Genomic DNA, 15,510 nt, shown 5'->3' on the forward strand with positions numbered 1-15,510 from the left:
GTACCACCGGAGTGATCGATGAACCACCGCCTGACCACAAGCCGTATGTCGAGATCCGTTCTCGCCGCCACCGCCCTCGTTGCCTCCCTCGTGCTCGTCGGCTGCGGCTCCTCCACCACCGGCGCGACCGCCTCGGCCTCCGCCAGTGCCCAGGCCGGCGGCCCCGGCGGCGCACCACCGTCCGGTGCACCGGGCGGGTCGGGCGGCGGACCGGGTGCCTCCACGCAGCAGTACAAGGCCACCGGCACGTACACGCTCAAGACCGGCACCGTCTCGAAGTCCGGGACGTCGTACACCTCGTCCACCAAGGACAGGTCCGCGGTGCTGGTCACCAAGAAGGGCAAGCTGACGCTGACCGACGCGAAGGTGACCACCTCCGGCACCACGTCGTCGTCGGACGAGAGCAGCTTCTACGGTCTGAACGCGGGCGTGCTCGCCGAGAACGGCGGCGACATCACCCTCGACGGCGGCACCGTCAGCACCACCGGCAAGGGCGCCAACGGCGTCTTCGCCTACGGCTCCGGCTCCTCGGTGGCGCTCACGGGCACGAAGATCAAGGCCACCGGCCGGTACGCGCACGGCGTGATGGCCTCCGGCGGCGGCTCGCTGACGCTGAAGAACGTCACGGCCGACACCACCGGCGCCAACTCGGCGGCCATCGCCACGGACCGCGGCGGCGGCACGGTCGGCGTCACCGGCGGGACGTTCACCACCAGCGGCAAGGACGCTCCCGGTGTCTACTCCACCGGCAAGATCACGGTGACCGGGGCGACGGTCACCGCCACCGGCGCGGAGGGCGCGGTCGTGGAGGGCGCCAACTCGGTGCTCTTCAAGGACAGCACCGTCACCGGCGGCAAGAACGGCGTCATGCTGCACCAGAGCGGCTCCGGCGACGCCCTCGTCGGCACCGCCTCGCTCACCATGGACGGCGGCTCCCTCACTGCGCAGGGCGGCGACCTGTTCTACGTGACGAACACGAACGCCACCATCACCCTCAAGGGCGGCACGAAGGTCAAGGAGAGCAACGGCAAGCTCCTCGACGTGACCACCAAGAGCAAGGCGACACTCACGGCGTACGGCGAGAAGTTCACCGGCAACGTCCTGACGGACAGCACCAGTTCGGCCACGGTGCTGCTGAAGCAGGGCAGCACTCTCAAGGGCGCGATCAACAAGGCGGCTCTGACGCTCGACTCCAGCAGCACCTGGACGGTCACCGCCGACTCGACCCTGACAGGCCTGACCGGCGCGGAGATCTCCGGCACCAAGATCACCAACATCACCGGCAACGGCCACACCGTCTACTACGACAAGTCCCTCGCCGCCAACAAGTCCCTCGGCGGCAAGACGTACACCCTGGCGGGCGGCGGCAAACTCGTCGCCAAGTAGCACCGCCCGATGTCCCCGCCGGAGTCCGGAGTCCAGCGGGGACATCACGCTTCCCGCTGCGCGTGCGGGACGGCATGGAGGCCACGGGAGCCTGGAACCGTGTGCAGTCGGCGCATTCGGCCGGGCCCCGACAGCTCAGGACCAGACAGCCACCGGCAACGCTTCCCGCCCCGTGGCATGCCCGCCCTCGGGTGCCCCGATCGCCATCCGGATGACGGACGTACCGCTGCCCTCCGACGCAGTACCCCGTAGGGTGGCGGGTGCAGCTGGTTCGCCCCGTCCGCCAGGCGGGATGCGTCGTAAGAGGGAACCCGGTGGGAATCCGGGACTGCCCCGCAGCGGTGAGCGGGAACGACCGCCGTCATACGCACTGGGCCCACGCAGGGTCCGGGAAGCGACGGCCAGTAGGTGTCCTCCTCGGTGAGGACGTGCCCGCGAGTCCGAAGACCTGCCAACTGCCCGCGCACGAACCACTCGTGCGCGGACATCCCGGTGACCTCGTGGGCGGGTCGGCGTACATACCAGGCGGACGACCGCGCTTGCCGCGCAAGGTCGTTTCCATCCGGTTCGTCACCCCTTCGCGCTCTCGTCCCGTCCCGGGATCTCAGGGATTCATCTCGCGAAGGAGATCTCCGTGACCACCAGGCCCGCAGCCGCGGCAGCACAAGCCACCGTGTACGGCTACCCCCGCCAGGGACCCGACCGGGAACTCAAGAAGGCGATCGAGGGCTACTGGAAGGGCCGCGTCACCGCCGACGCCCTCCGCACCACCGCCGCCGACCTGCGCCGCGCCAACTGGCAGCGGCTGGCCGGCACCGGTATCGACGAGGTCCCCACCGGCGACTTCTCGTACTACGACCACGTCCTGGACACCACCGTCATGGTCGGCGCGATCCCCGACCGCCACCGCAGCGCCGTCGAAGCCGACGCGCTGGACGGCTACTTCGCCATGGCGCGCGGCACCCAGGACCTCGCACCGCTCGAGATGACCAAGTGGTTCGACACCAACTACCACTACCTGGTCCCGGAGTTGGGCCCGAGCACGGCCTTCACGGTCGACTCCACCAAGCAGGTCGCGGAGTTCAAGGAAGCCCTCGCCCTGGGACTGACGGCGCGTCCTGTGCTCGTCGGCCCGGTCACCTACCTCCTGCTCGCCAAGCCCGCTCCCGGCGTCGCCGCTGACTTCGACCCGCTGACCCTGCTCGACCGTCTGCTTCCGGTGTACGCCGAGGTCCTGGCGGACCTGCGGGCTGCGGGCGCCGAATGGGTGCAGTTCGACGAGCCCGCCCTCGTCCAGGACCGCACCCCGGCCGAACTGAACGCCGCCGCCCGCGCCTACCGCGACCTCGGCACCCTCACCGACCGGCCGAAGCTCCTGGTCGCCTCGTACTTCGGCCGGCTCGGCGAGGCCCTGCCGGTGCTGGCCAAGGCGCCGGTCGACGGGCTCGCCCTGGACTTCACCGAGGCCGCCGCCGCCAACCTCGACGACCTCGCCGCCGTCGGCGGACTGCCCGGCAAGCGCCTGGTCGCGGGCGTCGTCAACGGCCGCAACATCTGGGTCAACGACCTGGAGAAGTCACTCGCCACCCTCGCCACCCTGCTCGGGCTGGCCGGCCGCGTCGACGTGTCGGGCTCCTGCTCGTTGCTGCACGTGCCGCTCGACTCCACCCTGGAGCGGGACATCGAGCCGCAGATCCTGCGCTGGCTCGCGTTCGCCCGCCAGAAGACGGCCGAGATCGTCACCCTCGCCAAGGGCCTCGCCCAGGGCACCGACACCATCGCAGCCGAACTCTCCGCCAACCGGGCCGATCTGGCCTCCCGAGTGAACTCCCCCATCACCCGCGACCCCGCCGTACGCGCCCGTGCCGCCGCCGTCACCGAGGCCGACGCCCGCCGCTCCCGGCCGTACGCGGCACGCGCCGCGGCCCAGCGCGCCCGCCTCGGCCTGCCCCTGCTGCCGACGACCACGATCGGTTCGTTCCCGCAGACGGGTGAACTGCGCACTGCCCGCGCCGACTTGAGGGCCGGGCGCATCGACACCGTCGGGTACGAGGAGCGCATCAAGGCCGAGATCCAGGAGGTGATCTCCTTCCAGGAGAAGACCGGCCTGGACGTCCTGGTGCACGGCGAGGCCGAACGCAACGACATGGTCCAGTACTTCGCCGAACAGCTCACCGGCTACCTCGCCACCCGGCACGGCTGGGTCCAGTCCTACGGCACGCGGTACGTCCGCCCGCCGATCCTGGCCGGCGACATCTCCCGCCCCGAACCGATGACGGCGCGCTGGACGACGTACGCCCAGTCCCTCACCTCACGCCCGGTCAAGGGCATGCTCACCGGTCCGGTCACCATGCTCGCCTGGTCCTTCGTCCGCGACGACCAGCCGCTCGGCGAGACGGCCCGGCAGGTCGCCCTTGCCCTGCGCGACGAGGTCAACGACCTTGAGACAGCCGGGACTTCGGTCATCCAGGTCGACGAGCCCGCCCTGCGCGAGACCCTGCCGCTGCGCGCCGCCGACCACGCCGCGTATCTGGCCTGGGCCACGGAGGCGTTCCGGCTGACCACCGGCGGTGTGCGTCCGGACACGCAGATCCACACCCACATGTGCTACGCCGAGTTCGGCGACATCGTCCAGGCCATCGACGACCTCGACGCCGACGTCATCAGCCTGGAGGCCGCCCGCTCCCACATGCAGGTGGCCCGGGAGCTCGCCGCCCACGGCTACCCGCGCGAGGCCGGACCCGGCGTGTACGACATCCACTCCCCCCGCGTTCCGAGCGCCGAGGAGGCCGCCGAACTGCTGCGCACCGGCCTCAAGGCCATCCCCGCCGAACGGCTCTGGGTCAACCCCGACTGCGGCCTGAAGACCCGCGGCTGGCCCGAAACCCGCGCCTCCCTGGAGAACCTGGTCACCGCGGCCCGCACGGTCCGCGAGGAGTTGCCGCCCTCCTGACCCGCTCACCGCCTCGACGGCGGGGGCGCCATGAGCGCCCCGGCCGTCGAGGCGAAGAAGTCCCGGGGATGCGCGGCATGCACTACGCCCGCCCTGACCGCCCACCAGCCCCGCGGCAATCTGACGACCGATGGCGGTTGCCCCGCCCGGAAGCATGGTTGCTGCCCTCGGTCAGAGGAGCAGCTCAGCCCCAGGCGGTCACCGGCACGAACGAACTGTCCTGCCGGAACACATCCGTCCCGTCCGTCGGGTCCACCCGTAGTTGGTAGTTGTAGTGCCGCAGGTAGTACCCGGGGTAGTTGTACGACTCGAAGCGCATCGAGCCCGATGCCGTTCCCGTCCGGGCGATGAACGTCGCGTCCTTCGCGAACGTCGACGTGCCGTCGTTCGCGTCGAAGCGGCCGCGGTAGTCGTAGTGGCGCAGGTAGTTGCCGGACGCGTCGCGGAAGGAGAAGCCGTTCGAGTCGGCGAGGCCCGCGACGACCGTAAAGGTGGACGCCGTCTTCTCCGCGCTCGTGCTGGAGCTGGTCACCACCGGGAGGTTGAGCAGGGAGGACTGCTCCTGCCAGTACCGGGTGGAGTAGTTGACCGACTGGAAGGAACGCGTGACGTTCTTCGCGAGGGCCGGGCCGCCCGACACCGTCTCCTTGATGACCGTGAAGTGGCGTGCCGTGCCGGATACGGAGGCCAGGGCCTTGGGGGCGGTCCAGGTCGCGAACGTGTCGTAGCTGTCGCTGTAGTAGTAGTTGCCGTCGCCGTAGCCGTCGAAGAAGATCCGCCAGCCGCCGTTGTCGAGCTGGATCACGGACGGGCCCTCGCGGTAGCTGCCCCAGCCCGCCCAGTTGCCGGTCTTCGTGATCGTGTACGGGCCGGTGAGGCTCGACGCGGTGCCGTACTCGATGTACTTGGCCGTCTCGTTCTTCGTGAACGCGTGGTACGTCGAGCCGATCTTCACGATGTACGTGTCGATGTGGTTCGAGCCGATGCCGGACAGGACGACGGGTGAACTCCACGCCGTGAGCGCCGAGTTGGTCGCCTTCAGTAGGTACGGCGTGAAGATCCACTCGTCGCTGGTGAGCGAGCAGGACACGATGACGTTGACGCTGCCGTCGCTGTCGACGAACCACTCCGGCGCCCAGGCCCGGGACAGGTTCGTGATCGGCACCGTGTAGTCGTACAGGAACGTCCAGTTGACACGGTCGGAGCTGCGGGCGAAGCCGATGGTCGTGCTGACGTCCTGCCAGGTGTGCGTGGTGTAGGTGAGGTAGTAGTAGCCGTTCGTGTGCTTGAAGACGCTCGCGTCGCGGATTCTGTTGCTGGGCGGCGTGTACGCGGAGGACTGGACGAGCCGGAAGTCGGTGGCGTCGTCGGACTGGTAGACGTTCACGGTGCCGTCGTTGCTGTTGAGGAACGGCACGATCGTGTAGCGCGTGGCGGAGCCGCTCGACGGTGCGGCGGCGGCCGCCGTGCCGAGCAGGCCGGGCAGTTCGCCCAGCACGAGTGCCGTGGCGGGCAGGGCGGCCATGGCGCGCAGCAGGGCGCGGCGGGACGGCATGGGGGGGCGTGTGGTCACGGGCGGCTCTCCCTCGTGCACAAGCGGACACAAGTGAACGCAGGCGGCTCTGCATTCGATATTTCGAACTAGGTTCGGCGAATCGGTCAGAAGGTAAGGGCGGGGTACTGGCGCGTCAATGCTTCGCGCACAACCAGAAGTGCCCTGTGGGAAAGCTGTGGTGACCGCACAGAGCAGGATCTGACGACCGCCGGGACCGCTGACCACATCGCTGCAGAAGGACAGTCCGGCGTCGCGCAGCCGGTCGATCTCGGCGTCGAGGTCGTCGACGAGGCAACGGACGCCACCGACCCGGGCGACCGCCGTGGGCCGCTCCGCCCCGGTCGTCCCGCCCATGGCAGTCCTCCTCCGGGCGGCCGGGCACCTGCCTTGCGCCCGCCGAAACCGACCTCACGTCATTTGCTGACGGAAAATGCTGCGGAATGCAATGTTCCGAGTGTCGAGCCGCATTCCTCATGCGGTCGTGCACCTTCCTCTTCTCCGTGCGGAGAGTCCAGGGAACCGGCTCCAAAATCCTTCGCAGATCAAAAGTGAATTCTTTCTTGCCTCCAGGTGTACAACCATTCACCCCCTGCTCATGTCGAACGGGCGAACAACGGCGGCACTGCCGCCCGCACTTCATGAGGGGGAAGCCTTGTCCGTGATGGTCTGTTGGCTGAGTGCTGTTCTGCGCGTGCGCGGGAAGGCCGACCTTCTCCTGGTATTCCTGTTCGGCGCGGCCTTCGCAGCACTGCCCGTCTTCGCGCTGGTGCCGTCACTGTGGGGCTTCGCCGCGGCATCGGCCGTCAGCTACCTCGCGGACGAGGCGCTGCACGTCCGGTCGCCCGGATTCGTCCGCCGGCTCGCGGCGTTGCAGCTCGACCGCACCCTGCGATTCGCCGTCAGAACGGTGATGCTGCTCGCCCTGGCCCAGCGGATGAACGCTCCGGATACGGTGCTCATCACCGGACTGGCCGTCTTCTGCGCCCACTTCGCGATGGTGATGCTGAATTCGGCGCTGCACCACGCCATCCGCAAGCGGCGAATGCTGCCGGTGGCCGTCCGCAATCTCGACATGAGCGGTGCGGGCATTCCCGATCAGCCGCCCGCCTACCTCTCCAGACGATTCCTGCGCAAGCTGCTCCATCTCGATCTGCCCGCGCACGCCGGGCTGCTCACCGCGCTTGCGGCCGGAACCACGTACCCGGCGTACATCGGTTACACCCTGACCACCGGGCTGGCCGCGGCGGCACTGTTGGCGCTGCTGAAACAGTTCCGCACGGCCCGTCGGATGCCGGGACGGGACGAGATGATCCGCGAGGTCAACCGCCAACTGGCCGGACACCGGCCCGAGGTGGCGCTGTACTTCAGCTTCGCCTCGGTGTCCCGGGACTTCATGTACCAGGTCAACATGTGGATCGAGACGCTGGAGCAACTCGACCGGCGCCCGTTGATCATCCTTCGTGAACACGCCTCGTTCCGCCATCTCGGCCGTACCCGGATCCCGGTCGTGTGCGTGCCCAAGGCCGACGACCTGGCCGAACTGGAACTGCCCGACGTCCGCGTCGTGCTCTACCCCGGCAACGCCGGCAAGAACGTGCACATGCTGCGCATCGCCGAGGCCAAGCACGTCTTCATCGGCCACGGCGACAGCGACAAGCTCGCCAGCAGCAACCGGGTCAGCAAGGTGTACGACGAGATCTGGGTGGCCGGACGGGCCGGCCGCGACCGCTACCAGCGCGTGCGGCACGCCATCAGCGACGAGGCCATCGTCGAGGTGGGCCGCCCGCAGCTGGCACCGATCCGCCTGCACACCGACCACACGCCGGGCCCGCTCCCCGTCGTTCTGTACGCCCCCACCTGGGAGGGCTGGAGCGACGACGACTGCCACACCTCCCTGATCCCGATGGGCGTGACGCTCGTCGAGAAGCTCCTCGCGCAGAACGTGCGCGTCATCTACAAGCCGCATCCGCTCACCGGCAGGCGCTCGTCCGCGGCGGCCGACGCGGACCGGGCCATCCGGGCGATGCTGAGCGCCGACAACGAGCAGCGCGAGGCCGCGCAGGCAGCGGCCCGACTCGCCGCCGCCCTGCCGCGACTGAAGGAGATCCAGGCCCGGCTGGACGAGTTGGCCGGGCGGCACGGGGGCGACTACACCCAGCAGACCCGTGACGCGCGAGTCCCCGACCGCGACGACACGGCCGAGTGGCGCGTGCTCCACGCCGAGTGGCACCGGATCTTCTGGGCGAGCCGCGGCATGCTGCGGCACAACGAGATCCTCGGGCAACTGCCCACCCTGTACGAGTGCTTCAACCAGGCGGACATCCTCATCAGCGACGTCTCCTCCGTGGTCGCCGACTTCGTCGCCGGCCTCAAACCGTACGTCCTGACCAACGCGCACGACCTGCCCGACGAGGAGTTCCGGGCCGCCTACACCACCGCCGGAGGCGCCTATCTGCTCGACCGCGCCTGCACCCGACTGCCGGAGATCCTGCGGTCGGTCCGCGAGCCGCACCACGATCCCATGGCCCCCCACCGCCGCACCCTCAAGGAGTACGTGCTGGGCCCGGACCGTCCCACCTCCATGGAGCGGTTCAACACCGCCGTCAATGCCCTGGCCGAACGGGCCGAGGCAGAGATGACCGAACGCCGCGCAGCCCGACAGGACTCCCCTGCCATCCCCTTGCAGCGAACCGACTCGGCCGACCTGGTCGGTCGGCTCGACCCGGCCGTGTCGGAGCCGTTCCGCCCCCGCCCTCCGGACGTTACTGTTCGGTAGACAACGCCGTCCCGGAGGTGTCCCGCATGACGCTCGACCGTTCCGCAGGCCTGGCGGAGTCCGCCCGAGCGCTGGCCGAGGGGGAGACGACCTCCCGGGTCCTGGTCGAGGAGGCTCTCGCGCGGATCGAGGCGACACAGCCCTCCCTCAACGCCTTCCGCATCGTGCGGGCCGAAGCCGCTCTCGCCGAAGCCGACGCCGCCGACAAGGAGTTGGCCGCCGGAACACGGAAACCGCTGCTCGGCGTCCCCGTCGCCGTCAAGGACGACATGGACGTCGCCGGCGAGCCGACCGCGTTCGGCTGCGACGGGGAGTTCCCGCCGGTCGCCGAAGACGGCGAGGCCGTACGGCGGTTGCGGGCGGCCGGGGCCGTCATCGTCGGCAAGACCAACACCTGCGAGCTCGGGCAGTGGCCCTTCACCGAGGGGCCCGCCTTCGGCGCGACCCGCAATCCCTGGAACCCGGAGCACACTCCCGGTGGCTCGTCCGGCGGGTCCGCCGCCGCCGTCGCCGCCGGTCTCGTGCCCGCCGCCCTCGGCTCGGACGGCGCCGGATCCGTCCGCATCCCCGCCTCCTGGACCCACCTCGTCGGCATCAAGCCGCAGCGCGGCCGCATCTCCACCTGGCCGCGCGGCGAGTCCTTCCAGGGCATCACCGTCAACGGCACCCTCGCCCGTACGGTCGCGGACGCGGCCCTGCTGCTCGACGCGGCGAGCGGCAACCACGCGCACGATCCGCACCGACCGGCAGGCATCAACGCCTCCGAGGCCGTCGGCCGCGAGCCCGGGCGGCTGCGCATCGCGCTCTCCCTCAAGCCGCCGTTCACCGCCCTGCCCGCCCGCCTCCAGTCGGACGTGCGCGCGCAGGTTCTTCAACTCGCCGAGAAAATCAGTGGGTTGGGGCATGTCGTCGAGGAAGCCGACCCGCCCTACGGCCAGATCGGGCTGACCTTCATCCCCCGCGCCACCGCCGGACTCGCCGAACGCGTGGCAGAGGCTCCGTTCCCCGCGCTCCTCGACCGGCGCACCCACGAAGCCGCTCGGCTGGGCCGGGTCCTCGGCGGGGCGCCGCTCAGAGCGGCGCGGCGTGCGGAGGCGGTGCTGCACCGTCGTATCAACGGGTTCTTCGAGTCGTACGACGTGATCCTCGCGCCGACAACGGCCGCTCCCCCGCCGCGCATCGGCTCGATGCTGCCGCTGAGCGGCTTCGCCACCGACCGCGCGATGATCGCCGCCTGCCCCTACGCCTGGCCGTGGAACGTTCTGGGCTGGCCCGGTGTCAACGTCCCCGCCGGATTCGTCACCGGTGGACTGCCCGTCGGGGCCCAACTGCTCGGGCCTGCGGGCAGCGAGCCGTTGCTGATCTCGCTCGCCGCGCAGTTGGAGGCGGAGCTGCGCTGGCACGAGGCGTGGCCGCCGGAGCGGGCCGTCACGGATTCCCCGGCGGCGTAGGCGGGTTCGGCCCGTACCCTGTGACCATGGACGATGCGTCGATGGTCGGGCTCATGGGGCGGGTCACCGGAACGGTCGGGCCCGGGCTCGTCGGCGAGGTGATGGTCCGGGTGCGCGGCGGCGCCGAACACTTCCTCGCGTACCCGGCCACCGGCACGACCCGGATCGAGCGGGGCACGGTGGTGATGGTCGTGGAGTACCTGCCGCCGAGAACGGTCTACGTGACCGAGGCGTACGACAGTTGAGCAGTCGAGCCGACACCTGAACCCACACGTGAGCCTGCTTCCGCGCAGGTGAGAGGCTGTTCAAGGGCGCCCGCGTCAAGAATGCGACAAGGATTCGTCAGCGTCTTCACCCGGGCTTCGCGCAGGAGCACACTCCCTTCGTTCGGTGCCGAAAGGGCACCATGCAAAGGGGGCGTATGCCGATGATTGTCGGCGTCGTTGCGGGAGTGGTGGTTGCCGCCGTTCTCGTTCTGATCGGTCTGTTCAAGATGATGTGGCGTGTCGCGGAACCCAACGAGGCACTGATCATCTCCGGCTCCAAGCACAAGACGGAGGGGCTCGAGGAGGGCATGGGATTCCGCATCGTCACCGGACGCGGCACGCTGGTGCTGCCCGGTGTACAGGCGGTGCGCAAGCTCTCGCTCGACCTGAACGAGACCGAACTGCATGTGGACTGCGTGACCCACCAGGGCATTCCGCTCAAGGTGCGGGGCGTGGTCATCTTCAAGGTGGGCGACGACTTCGTGTCGATCGCCAACGCGGGGCGCCGTTTCCTCGACCAGCAGAAGATGATGTCGGAGCGGGTGCACAACGTCTTCGCCGGTCATCTGCGGTCCATCGTCGGCGGGTTGACGGTCGAGGACATGATCCGCGACCGGGAGAAGCTCACGGGGCAGACCCGGGCCGCCTGCGGCACGGAGATGGAGAAGCTGGGCCTGATCGTCGACTCGCTGCAGATCCACGAGATCGAGGACCCGACCGGCTACATCCAGAACCTTGCCCTCCCGCACGCCTCGGCCGTCCAGCGGGACGCGCGGATCGCGCAGGCGGAGTCGAACCGGCTCGCCACGGAGGCCGAGCAGGCGTCGTTCGCGCGGATGGCGGAGGCGACCCGGGACAGCGAGATCCTGCAGGCCGGTTACCAGGCCGAGCGGGACAAGGCGGCCGCACAGGCGCGGCAGGCGGGCCCGCTCGCCGACGCCGCGGCCCGGCAGGAGGTCGTCGTCCAGGAGACACGGGTCGCCGAACTCGAGGCGCAGCGGCGGGAACAGCAGCTCCAGGCGGACGTCCGCAAGCCCGCGGACGCCAAGGGCTACGAGAAGCGCACGCTGGCCGAGGCCGAGCGCGACGCACGGATCTCGGCGGCGCAGGCCAAGGCGAAGGAGACCGAACTGGCGGCCGCCGCCGAGGCGACCCGGGTCAAGACGGCCGCGGGCGCCGAGGCCGAGGCGACCAAGGCGCGAGGTGCCGCGGCCGCCACGGCGACCAGGGCCACCGGTGAGGCCGAGGCGGCCGCCGCTCAGGCCAGGGGCCTGGCCGAGGCCGAGGCGACCAAGGCCAAGGGTCTCGCCGAGGCGGAGTCCATCAAGGCGCGGGCCGCGGCTCTCGCCGAGAACCAGGAGGCCGTCGTCGCCCAGCAACTCGCCGAGAACTGGCCGGAGATCGTCAAGGCCGGCGCGTCCGCCTTCGGCAGCGTCGACAACATGGTGGTGCTCAACGGCGCCGACGGCATGGCCGACATGCTCGCCAAGGCGCTCACCATGGGCGGCACCGGCCTCGGCCTGGCCCGTCAGCTGCTGGCCTCGATGAACCAGAACGGACAGACCCCGAACGGGACTTCGCCGTCCCTCAACGGGATCTCGACACCGCCGGCGCAGCGGGTGCCGGTGGAGAAGGAGGGATAACCGGACGGCGGTCCGCACAGTACGTCTGGGGGTCCTCGGCTTCGAGGGCCCCCAACCCTCTAAGGTGCCCCCGTGACCGCGTTTACCGATGAGAACGTCCCGGGCCGCTTCGGCCCCACCGCCACCACCGAGGCCGACCCCCGCGAGGTCGGCAAGGTGCGTACCGAGTACTCGCCCGCGCACGACGGCGACCCCGATCCCGGGGAGATCGTGTGGACCTGGGTGCCCTTCGAGGAAAACGACGGCCGGGGCAAGGACCGCCCGGTGCTCGTCGTCGCCCGGGAGGCCGCCGGAACCGTGCTCGCCGTCCAGCTGTCCAGCAAGCGGCACGACGGCGACCGGGAGTGGGTGGCGATCGGCAGCGGGCCCTGGGACCGGACCGGGCGCGACTCCTGGGTCGACGTGGACCGGGTACTGCGGCTGCACGAGGAGGGCATGCGCCGCGAGGCCTGCGCCCTGGACCGGGGGCGGTTCAACCTGGTGCGGCACCGGCTGGCGGAGCGCTACGGCTGGAGCTGACGCTCCGAGAAGGCCCGTACAACACGCTCATTCAGGCGCCGGAGCCGCTGGGCAGGACTCGGTCGAGCTGGCTGCGTGAGGTGATACCGAGCTTGGTGAAGACCTTGCGCAAGTGGTACTGGACGGTGCGTGCGCTGATGAACAGGCGGGTGCCGATCTCCGGGTTCGACAGGCCGTCGCGGGCCATGCGGGCGATCTGGGACTCCTGAGCGGTCAGTTCCTCACGCCGGCTCGGGACGGTGCGCTGGTGGGCGGTTCCGCCTGCGGCCCGCAGCTCGCGGGCGGCGCGTTCGGCGAACGCCTCCACACCCATCGCCTCCAGCATGCCGTGCGCTGTGCGCAGTTGCTCGCGTGCGGCGGTGCGGCGGCGTTCCCGGCGCAGCCATTCCCCGTACAGCAGATGCGCCCGGGCGAGGTCGACGCGCATCCGGGTCTTGCCGAAGCGGGCGATCGCCTCGCGGTACAGACGTTCGGCAGCCTCGCCTTCACTCAGCAGTGCGTGCGAACGCGCCTGGGCCCCCAGGGCCCAGTTGGTGCCGCTGGCGCTGGCCGTCTCGGTGAGCCGTCCATAGGCCCCGGTCGCGGTCTCGGTCATCCCGCAGCGTGCGGCGGCCTCGATCAGCTCGACCAAAGACCAGCGAAGCGAAGCAGGATCCTTGTCGTAAGCGGTGGCGTGCAGGCCGGCGGCCATGGCCTTGTCATAGTGGCCAAGGCCGTTGTTGAGTGCGGCGTTCGCCCACTCGGCGAAGGTGATCCCGGTTCCCTCTCCGCGCCTGGTCACGTCCTTCAGGGTGGCGTCGATCAGGGCGGATGCCCCGGCCTCGTCGCCGCGCAGCGCGGCCAGCCCCAGGGCGCCGTAGGGCGCCAGGCCGCTCCCGGTCGCTTCCATGACCGCCTGCAGCTCGTCGGTCACCGACGCCGCAGCAGTCAGGTCGCCCGCGAACAGCAGCATGTAGGCGCGTGCGATGAGGGCCAGCGGAAGCTCGCTGAGTGCGCCGGTCTCGCGCGCGAGCTGGACGTATCGGGCGGAGAGCGTCTCCCAGCGGTCGTCGTCCCAGAGCCGCATCGCCGTGATGCATGCCAGATACATCCGTCGCAGCTCCTCTTCGGCGGACATGCCGGCACCGAATTCGGTCAGCGCCCTGCGCAGGATCGGGACTCCCGCCGCATACCCCACATGAAGGCCCGCTGCCGTGCCATCGAGAAGGAGGTCAGGTGCGCGCGGGACATGTTGTGGTGGAGGTGCCGCGCCGGCCGCGCGGGCCACCTCCAGGACATCACCGCCAGGGCCGGCCAGGGGGCCGGCGAAGATCGCGGCAACCAGTGCGTCCAGGTAGGTCGCGCGGGAAAGATCCGCGTCGATGGTCTCCAGCCGCCTGGCCGCCTTCAGTAGCAGCGTCGGGGCATCACCGCCCCGGCTCGTGATGAACGCGAGCTGAGCCCGCATCACGTCGACGTTTGCCTGTTGGAAGTCGCTGAGCGGCCCGGATTCGGCCATGGCCAGCAGGTCCCCTGCCACGTCAAAGGCGCCGGCCTGGATCTGGGCCTGCGCGGCGGCCAGCGCCCGGTCGGCCCGTTTCGCCGGGTCGAGGGTGAGCGTCGCCGCCTGCTTCAAGAACGCGGCTGCCGCGGCCAGGCCGCCGCGGGCCCGGGCCCGCCCGGCCGAGCGTTCGAGCTCGGCGGCGACGTCCTCGTCCGGCCCCGGGGCGGCCTGCGCCCGGTGCCAGGCACGCCGATCGGGTTCGAGTTGCTGATCGGTGGCCTCCGCCAGGGCCCGGTGCGCGTCCTGTCTGTCCTGGGCCGACGCCGACCGGTAGGCCGCCGAGCGGGCCAGTGGATGGCGGAACCGCAACCGTGTGCCGAACTCGGCCAGGCCGGCATCGGCCGCGGGTGTCGCCGCGTCGGCGCCGATCCCGAGCCGGCCGGCTGCCCGCCACACCAGCACGGGGTCGCCGGACGGATCGGCCGCCGCGATCAGCAGCAGCCGCCGGGTCTGTTCCGGAAGGGCACCGACCCGCCGCAGGAACTTCTCTTCCATGCCGTCCGACAGCGGCGCCACGCCCGGGAGACCGAACCCGCCGGCCAGCTCCGCCGGCGCCAGCCCGCGCGGCAGCTCCAGCAGGGCCAGCGGGTTGCCGCGCGCCTCGAAGACGATCTGGTCCCGCACCCGCGGATCGATGGGCCCGGTCAGTCCGGCGTCCAGTAGTGCCCGCGCGTCAACCTCTCGCAGACCTCCGACCACCAGCTCCGGCACCCCCGCCAGGTCGCCGCTCACGACACGGGCCCCGAAGACCAGACCGATCGACTCCGCACCCAGCCGGCGCGCGACGAAGGCAAGGACCTGCGCCGAGGCCCGGTCGAGCCACTGCTGGTCATCGACGAGGCACATCAGCGGCTGCTGCTCGGCGACCTCGGACAGCAGGCCGAGCACCGCCAGACCGATCAGGAACCGGTCCGGCGCCGGACCTTCGCTCATGCCGAACGCGGTCCGCAGCGCCTCACGCTGCGGCACGGGGAGATGCTCGAGCCGGTCCAGCACCGGCGCGCACAACTGGTGCAGCCCGGCGAACGCAAGCTCCATCTCCGACTCGACGCCGGCAGCACGCACGACACGGCAGCCCCGCGCCTGCACGGCCAGGTACTCCAGCAGCGCCGTCTTGCCCACGCCCGGTTCGCCATGGACCAGAAGCGCCCGGCTTTCGCCAGCGCGGACGGCCCCGATCAGCTGGTCAAGAGTCCCGCACTCGACGCGGCGGCCCGTCAGCTCGGCCGCGCGTCTCCACCCGGGCAGATCCGCGGATGCGTGCACGCCACCACGGTAGTGCCTCCCCTCCGGCCGGCGCACTGGCCGTGATGGCCAGCCAGTGGCGGATGCGGCCCCACACCTGTCGGCCACAGGCTGCAAGTGAGCCATGAGCAATGACTGGGCCGTCGCGCCGATAGCGGCGGACACCAATCACC

Annotated in this window: 9 protein-coding genes and 1 riboswitch; of the genes, 7 read left to right on the forward strand and 2 right to left on the reverse strand. The window is 70.5% G+C overall.

All coding sequences use genetic code 11. The features are described 5' to 3' along the window. Positions 1–45: 45 nt before the first annotated feature. Positions 46–1,386 (forward strand): right-handed parallel beta-helix repeat-containing protein, encoded by a 1,341-nt coding sequence (locus OG303_RS08060; RefSeq protein ID WP_405866245.1) that lies wholly within the window; start codon positions 46–48, stop codon positions 1,384–1,386. A 250-nt stretch (positions 1,387–1,636) separates the two neighbouring features. After that, a riboswitch (cobalamin riboswitch) is annotated at positions 1,637–1,857 on the forward strand. A 163-nt stretch (positions 1,858–2,020) separates the two neighbouring features. Beyond that, positions 2,021–4,339, forward strand: a complete 2,319-nt coding sequence (metE, locus tag OG303_RS08065; RefSeq protein ID WP_405866247.1) for a 5-methyltetrahydropteroyltriglutamate--homocysteine S-methyltransferase — start codon at positions 2,021–2,023, stop codon at positions 4,337–4,339. Positions 4,340–4,523: 184 nt separating this feature from the next. Here the strand turns inward: metE and OG303_RS08070 are convergent, their stop codons facing one another. Next, entirely contained in the window at positions 4,524–5,912 is a 1,389-nt protein-coding gene (locus tag OG303_RS08070) for a glycoside hydrolase family 43 protein (protein ID WP_405866249.1), read from the reverse strand. A 673-nt stretch (positions 5,913–6,585) separates the two neighbouring features. On the opposite strand from OG303_RS08070, the gene OG303_RS08075 reads away from it, so the two are divergent. The 5 genes from OG303_RS08075 to OG303_RS08095 all read left to right on the forward strand — a co-directional run bounded on the left by OG303_RS08075 (position 6,586) and on the right by OG303_RS08095 (position 12,549). Next, positions 6,586–8,670, forward strand: a complete 2,085-nt coding sequence (locus OG303_RS08075; protein WP_405866251.1) for a hypothetical protein — start codon at positions 6,586–6,588, stop codon at positions 8,668–8,670. 26 nt (positions 8,671–8,696) lie between these two features. Continuing rightward, the gene (locus tag OG303_RS08080; RefSeq protein WP_405866253.1) at positions 8,697–10,121 is read left to right on the forward strand and encodes an amidase; all 1,425 of its coding nucleotides are present in this window, start codon (positions 8,697–8,699) and stop codon (positions 10,119–10,121) included. A 26-nt stretch (positions 10,122–10,147) separates the two neighbouring features. Beyond that, positions 10,148–10,366, forward strand: a complete 219-nt coding sequence (locus OG303_RS08085; RefSeq protein ID WP_405866255.1) for a hypothetical protein — start codon at positions 10,148–10,150, stop codon at positions 10,364–10,366. A gap of 176 nt (positions 10,367–10,542) precedes the next feature. Then, on the forward strand, positions 10,543–12,030 hold the full coding sequence (locus OG303_RS08090; protein WP_405866257.1) for a flotillin family protein: 1,488 nt from the start codon (positions 10,543–10,545) through the stop codon (positions 12,028–12,030). 72 nt (positions 12,031–12,102) lie between these two features. Next, positions 12,103–12,549: a type II toxin-antitoxin system PemK/MazF family toxin gene (locus OG303_RS08095; protein ID WP_405866259.1), complete on the forward strand. Its 447-nt coding sequence runs from the start codon at positions 12,103–12,105 to the stop codon at positions 12,547–12,549. Between the two features lie 31 nt (positions 12,550–12,580). On the opposite strand, the gene OG303_RS08100 is transcribed toward OG303_RS08095, so the two are convergent. Continuing rightward, complete coding sequence (locus OG303_RS08100; protein WP_405866261.1) at positions 12,581–15,358, reverse strand: AAA family ATPase; 2,778 nt, start codon at positions 15,356–15,358, stop codon at positions 12,581–12,583. Positions 15,359–15,510: the final 152 nt, after the last annotated feature.

Source organism: Streptomyces sp. NBC_00005 (assembly GCF_045160215.1).
Lineage (GTDB): Bacteria > Actinomycetota > Actinomycetes > Streptomycetales > Streptomycetaceae > Streptomyces.

Coding starts and splice junctions, on each gene's coding strand:
- OG303_RS08060 (WP_405866245.1), top strand. CDS start 46: ATGTCGAGATCCGTTCTCGCCGCCACCGCCCTCGTTGCCTCCCTCGTG.
- OG303_RS08080 (WP_405866253.1), top strand. CDS start 8,697: ATGACGCTCGACCGTTCCGCAGGCCTGGCGGAGTCCGCCCGAGCGCTG.
- OG303_RS08085 (WP_405866255.1), top strand. CDS start 10,148: ATGGACGATGCGTCGATGGTCGGGCTCATGGGGCGGGTCACCGGAACG.
- OG303_RS08090 (WP_405866257.1), top strand. CDS start 10,543: ATGCCGATGATTGTCGGCGTCGTTGCGGGAGTGGTGGTTGCCGCCGTT.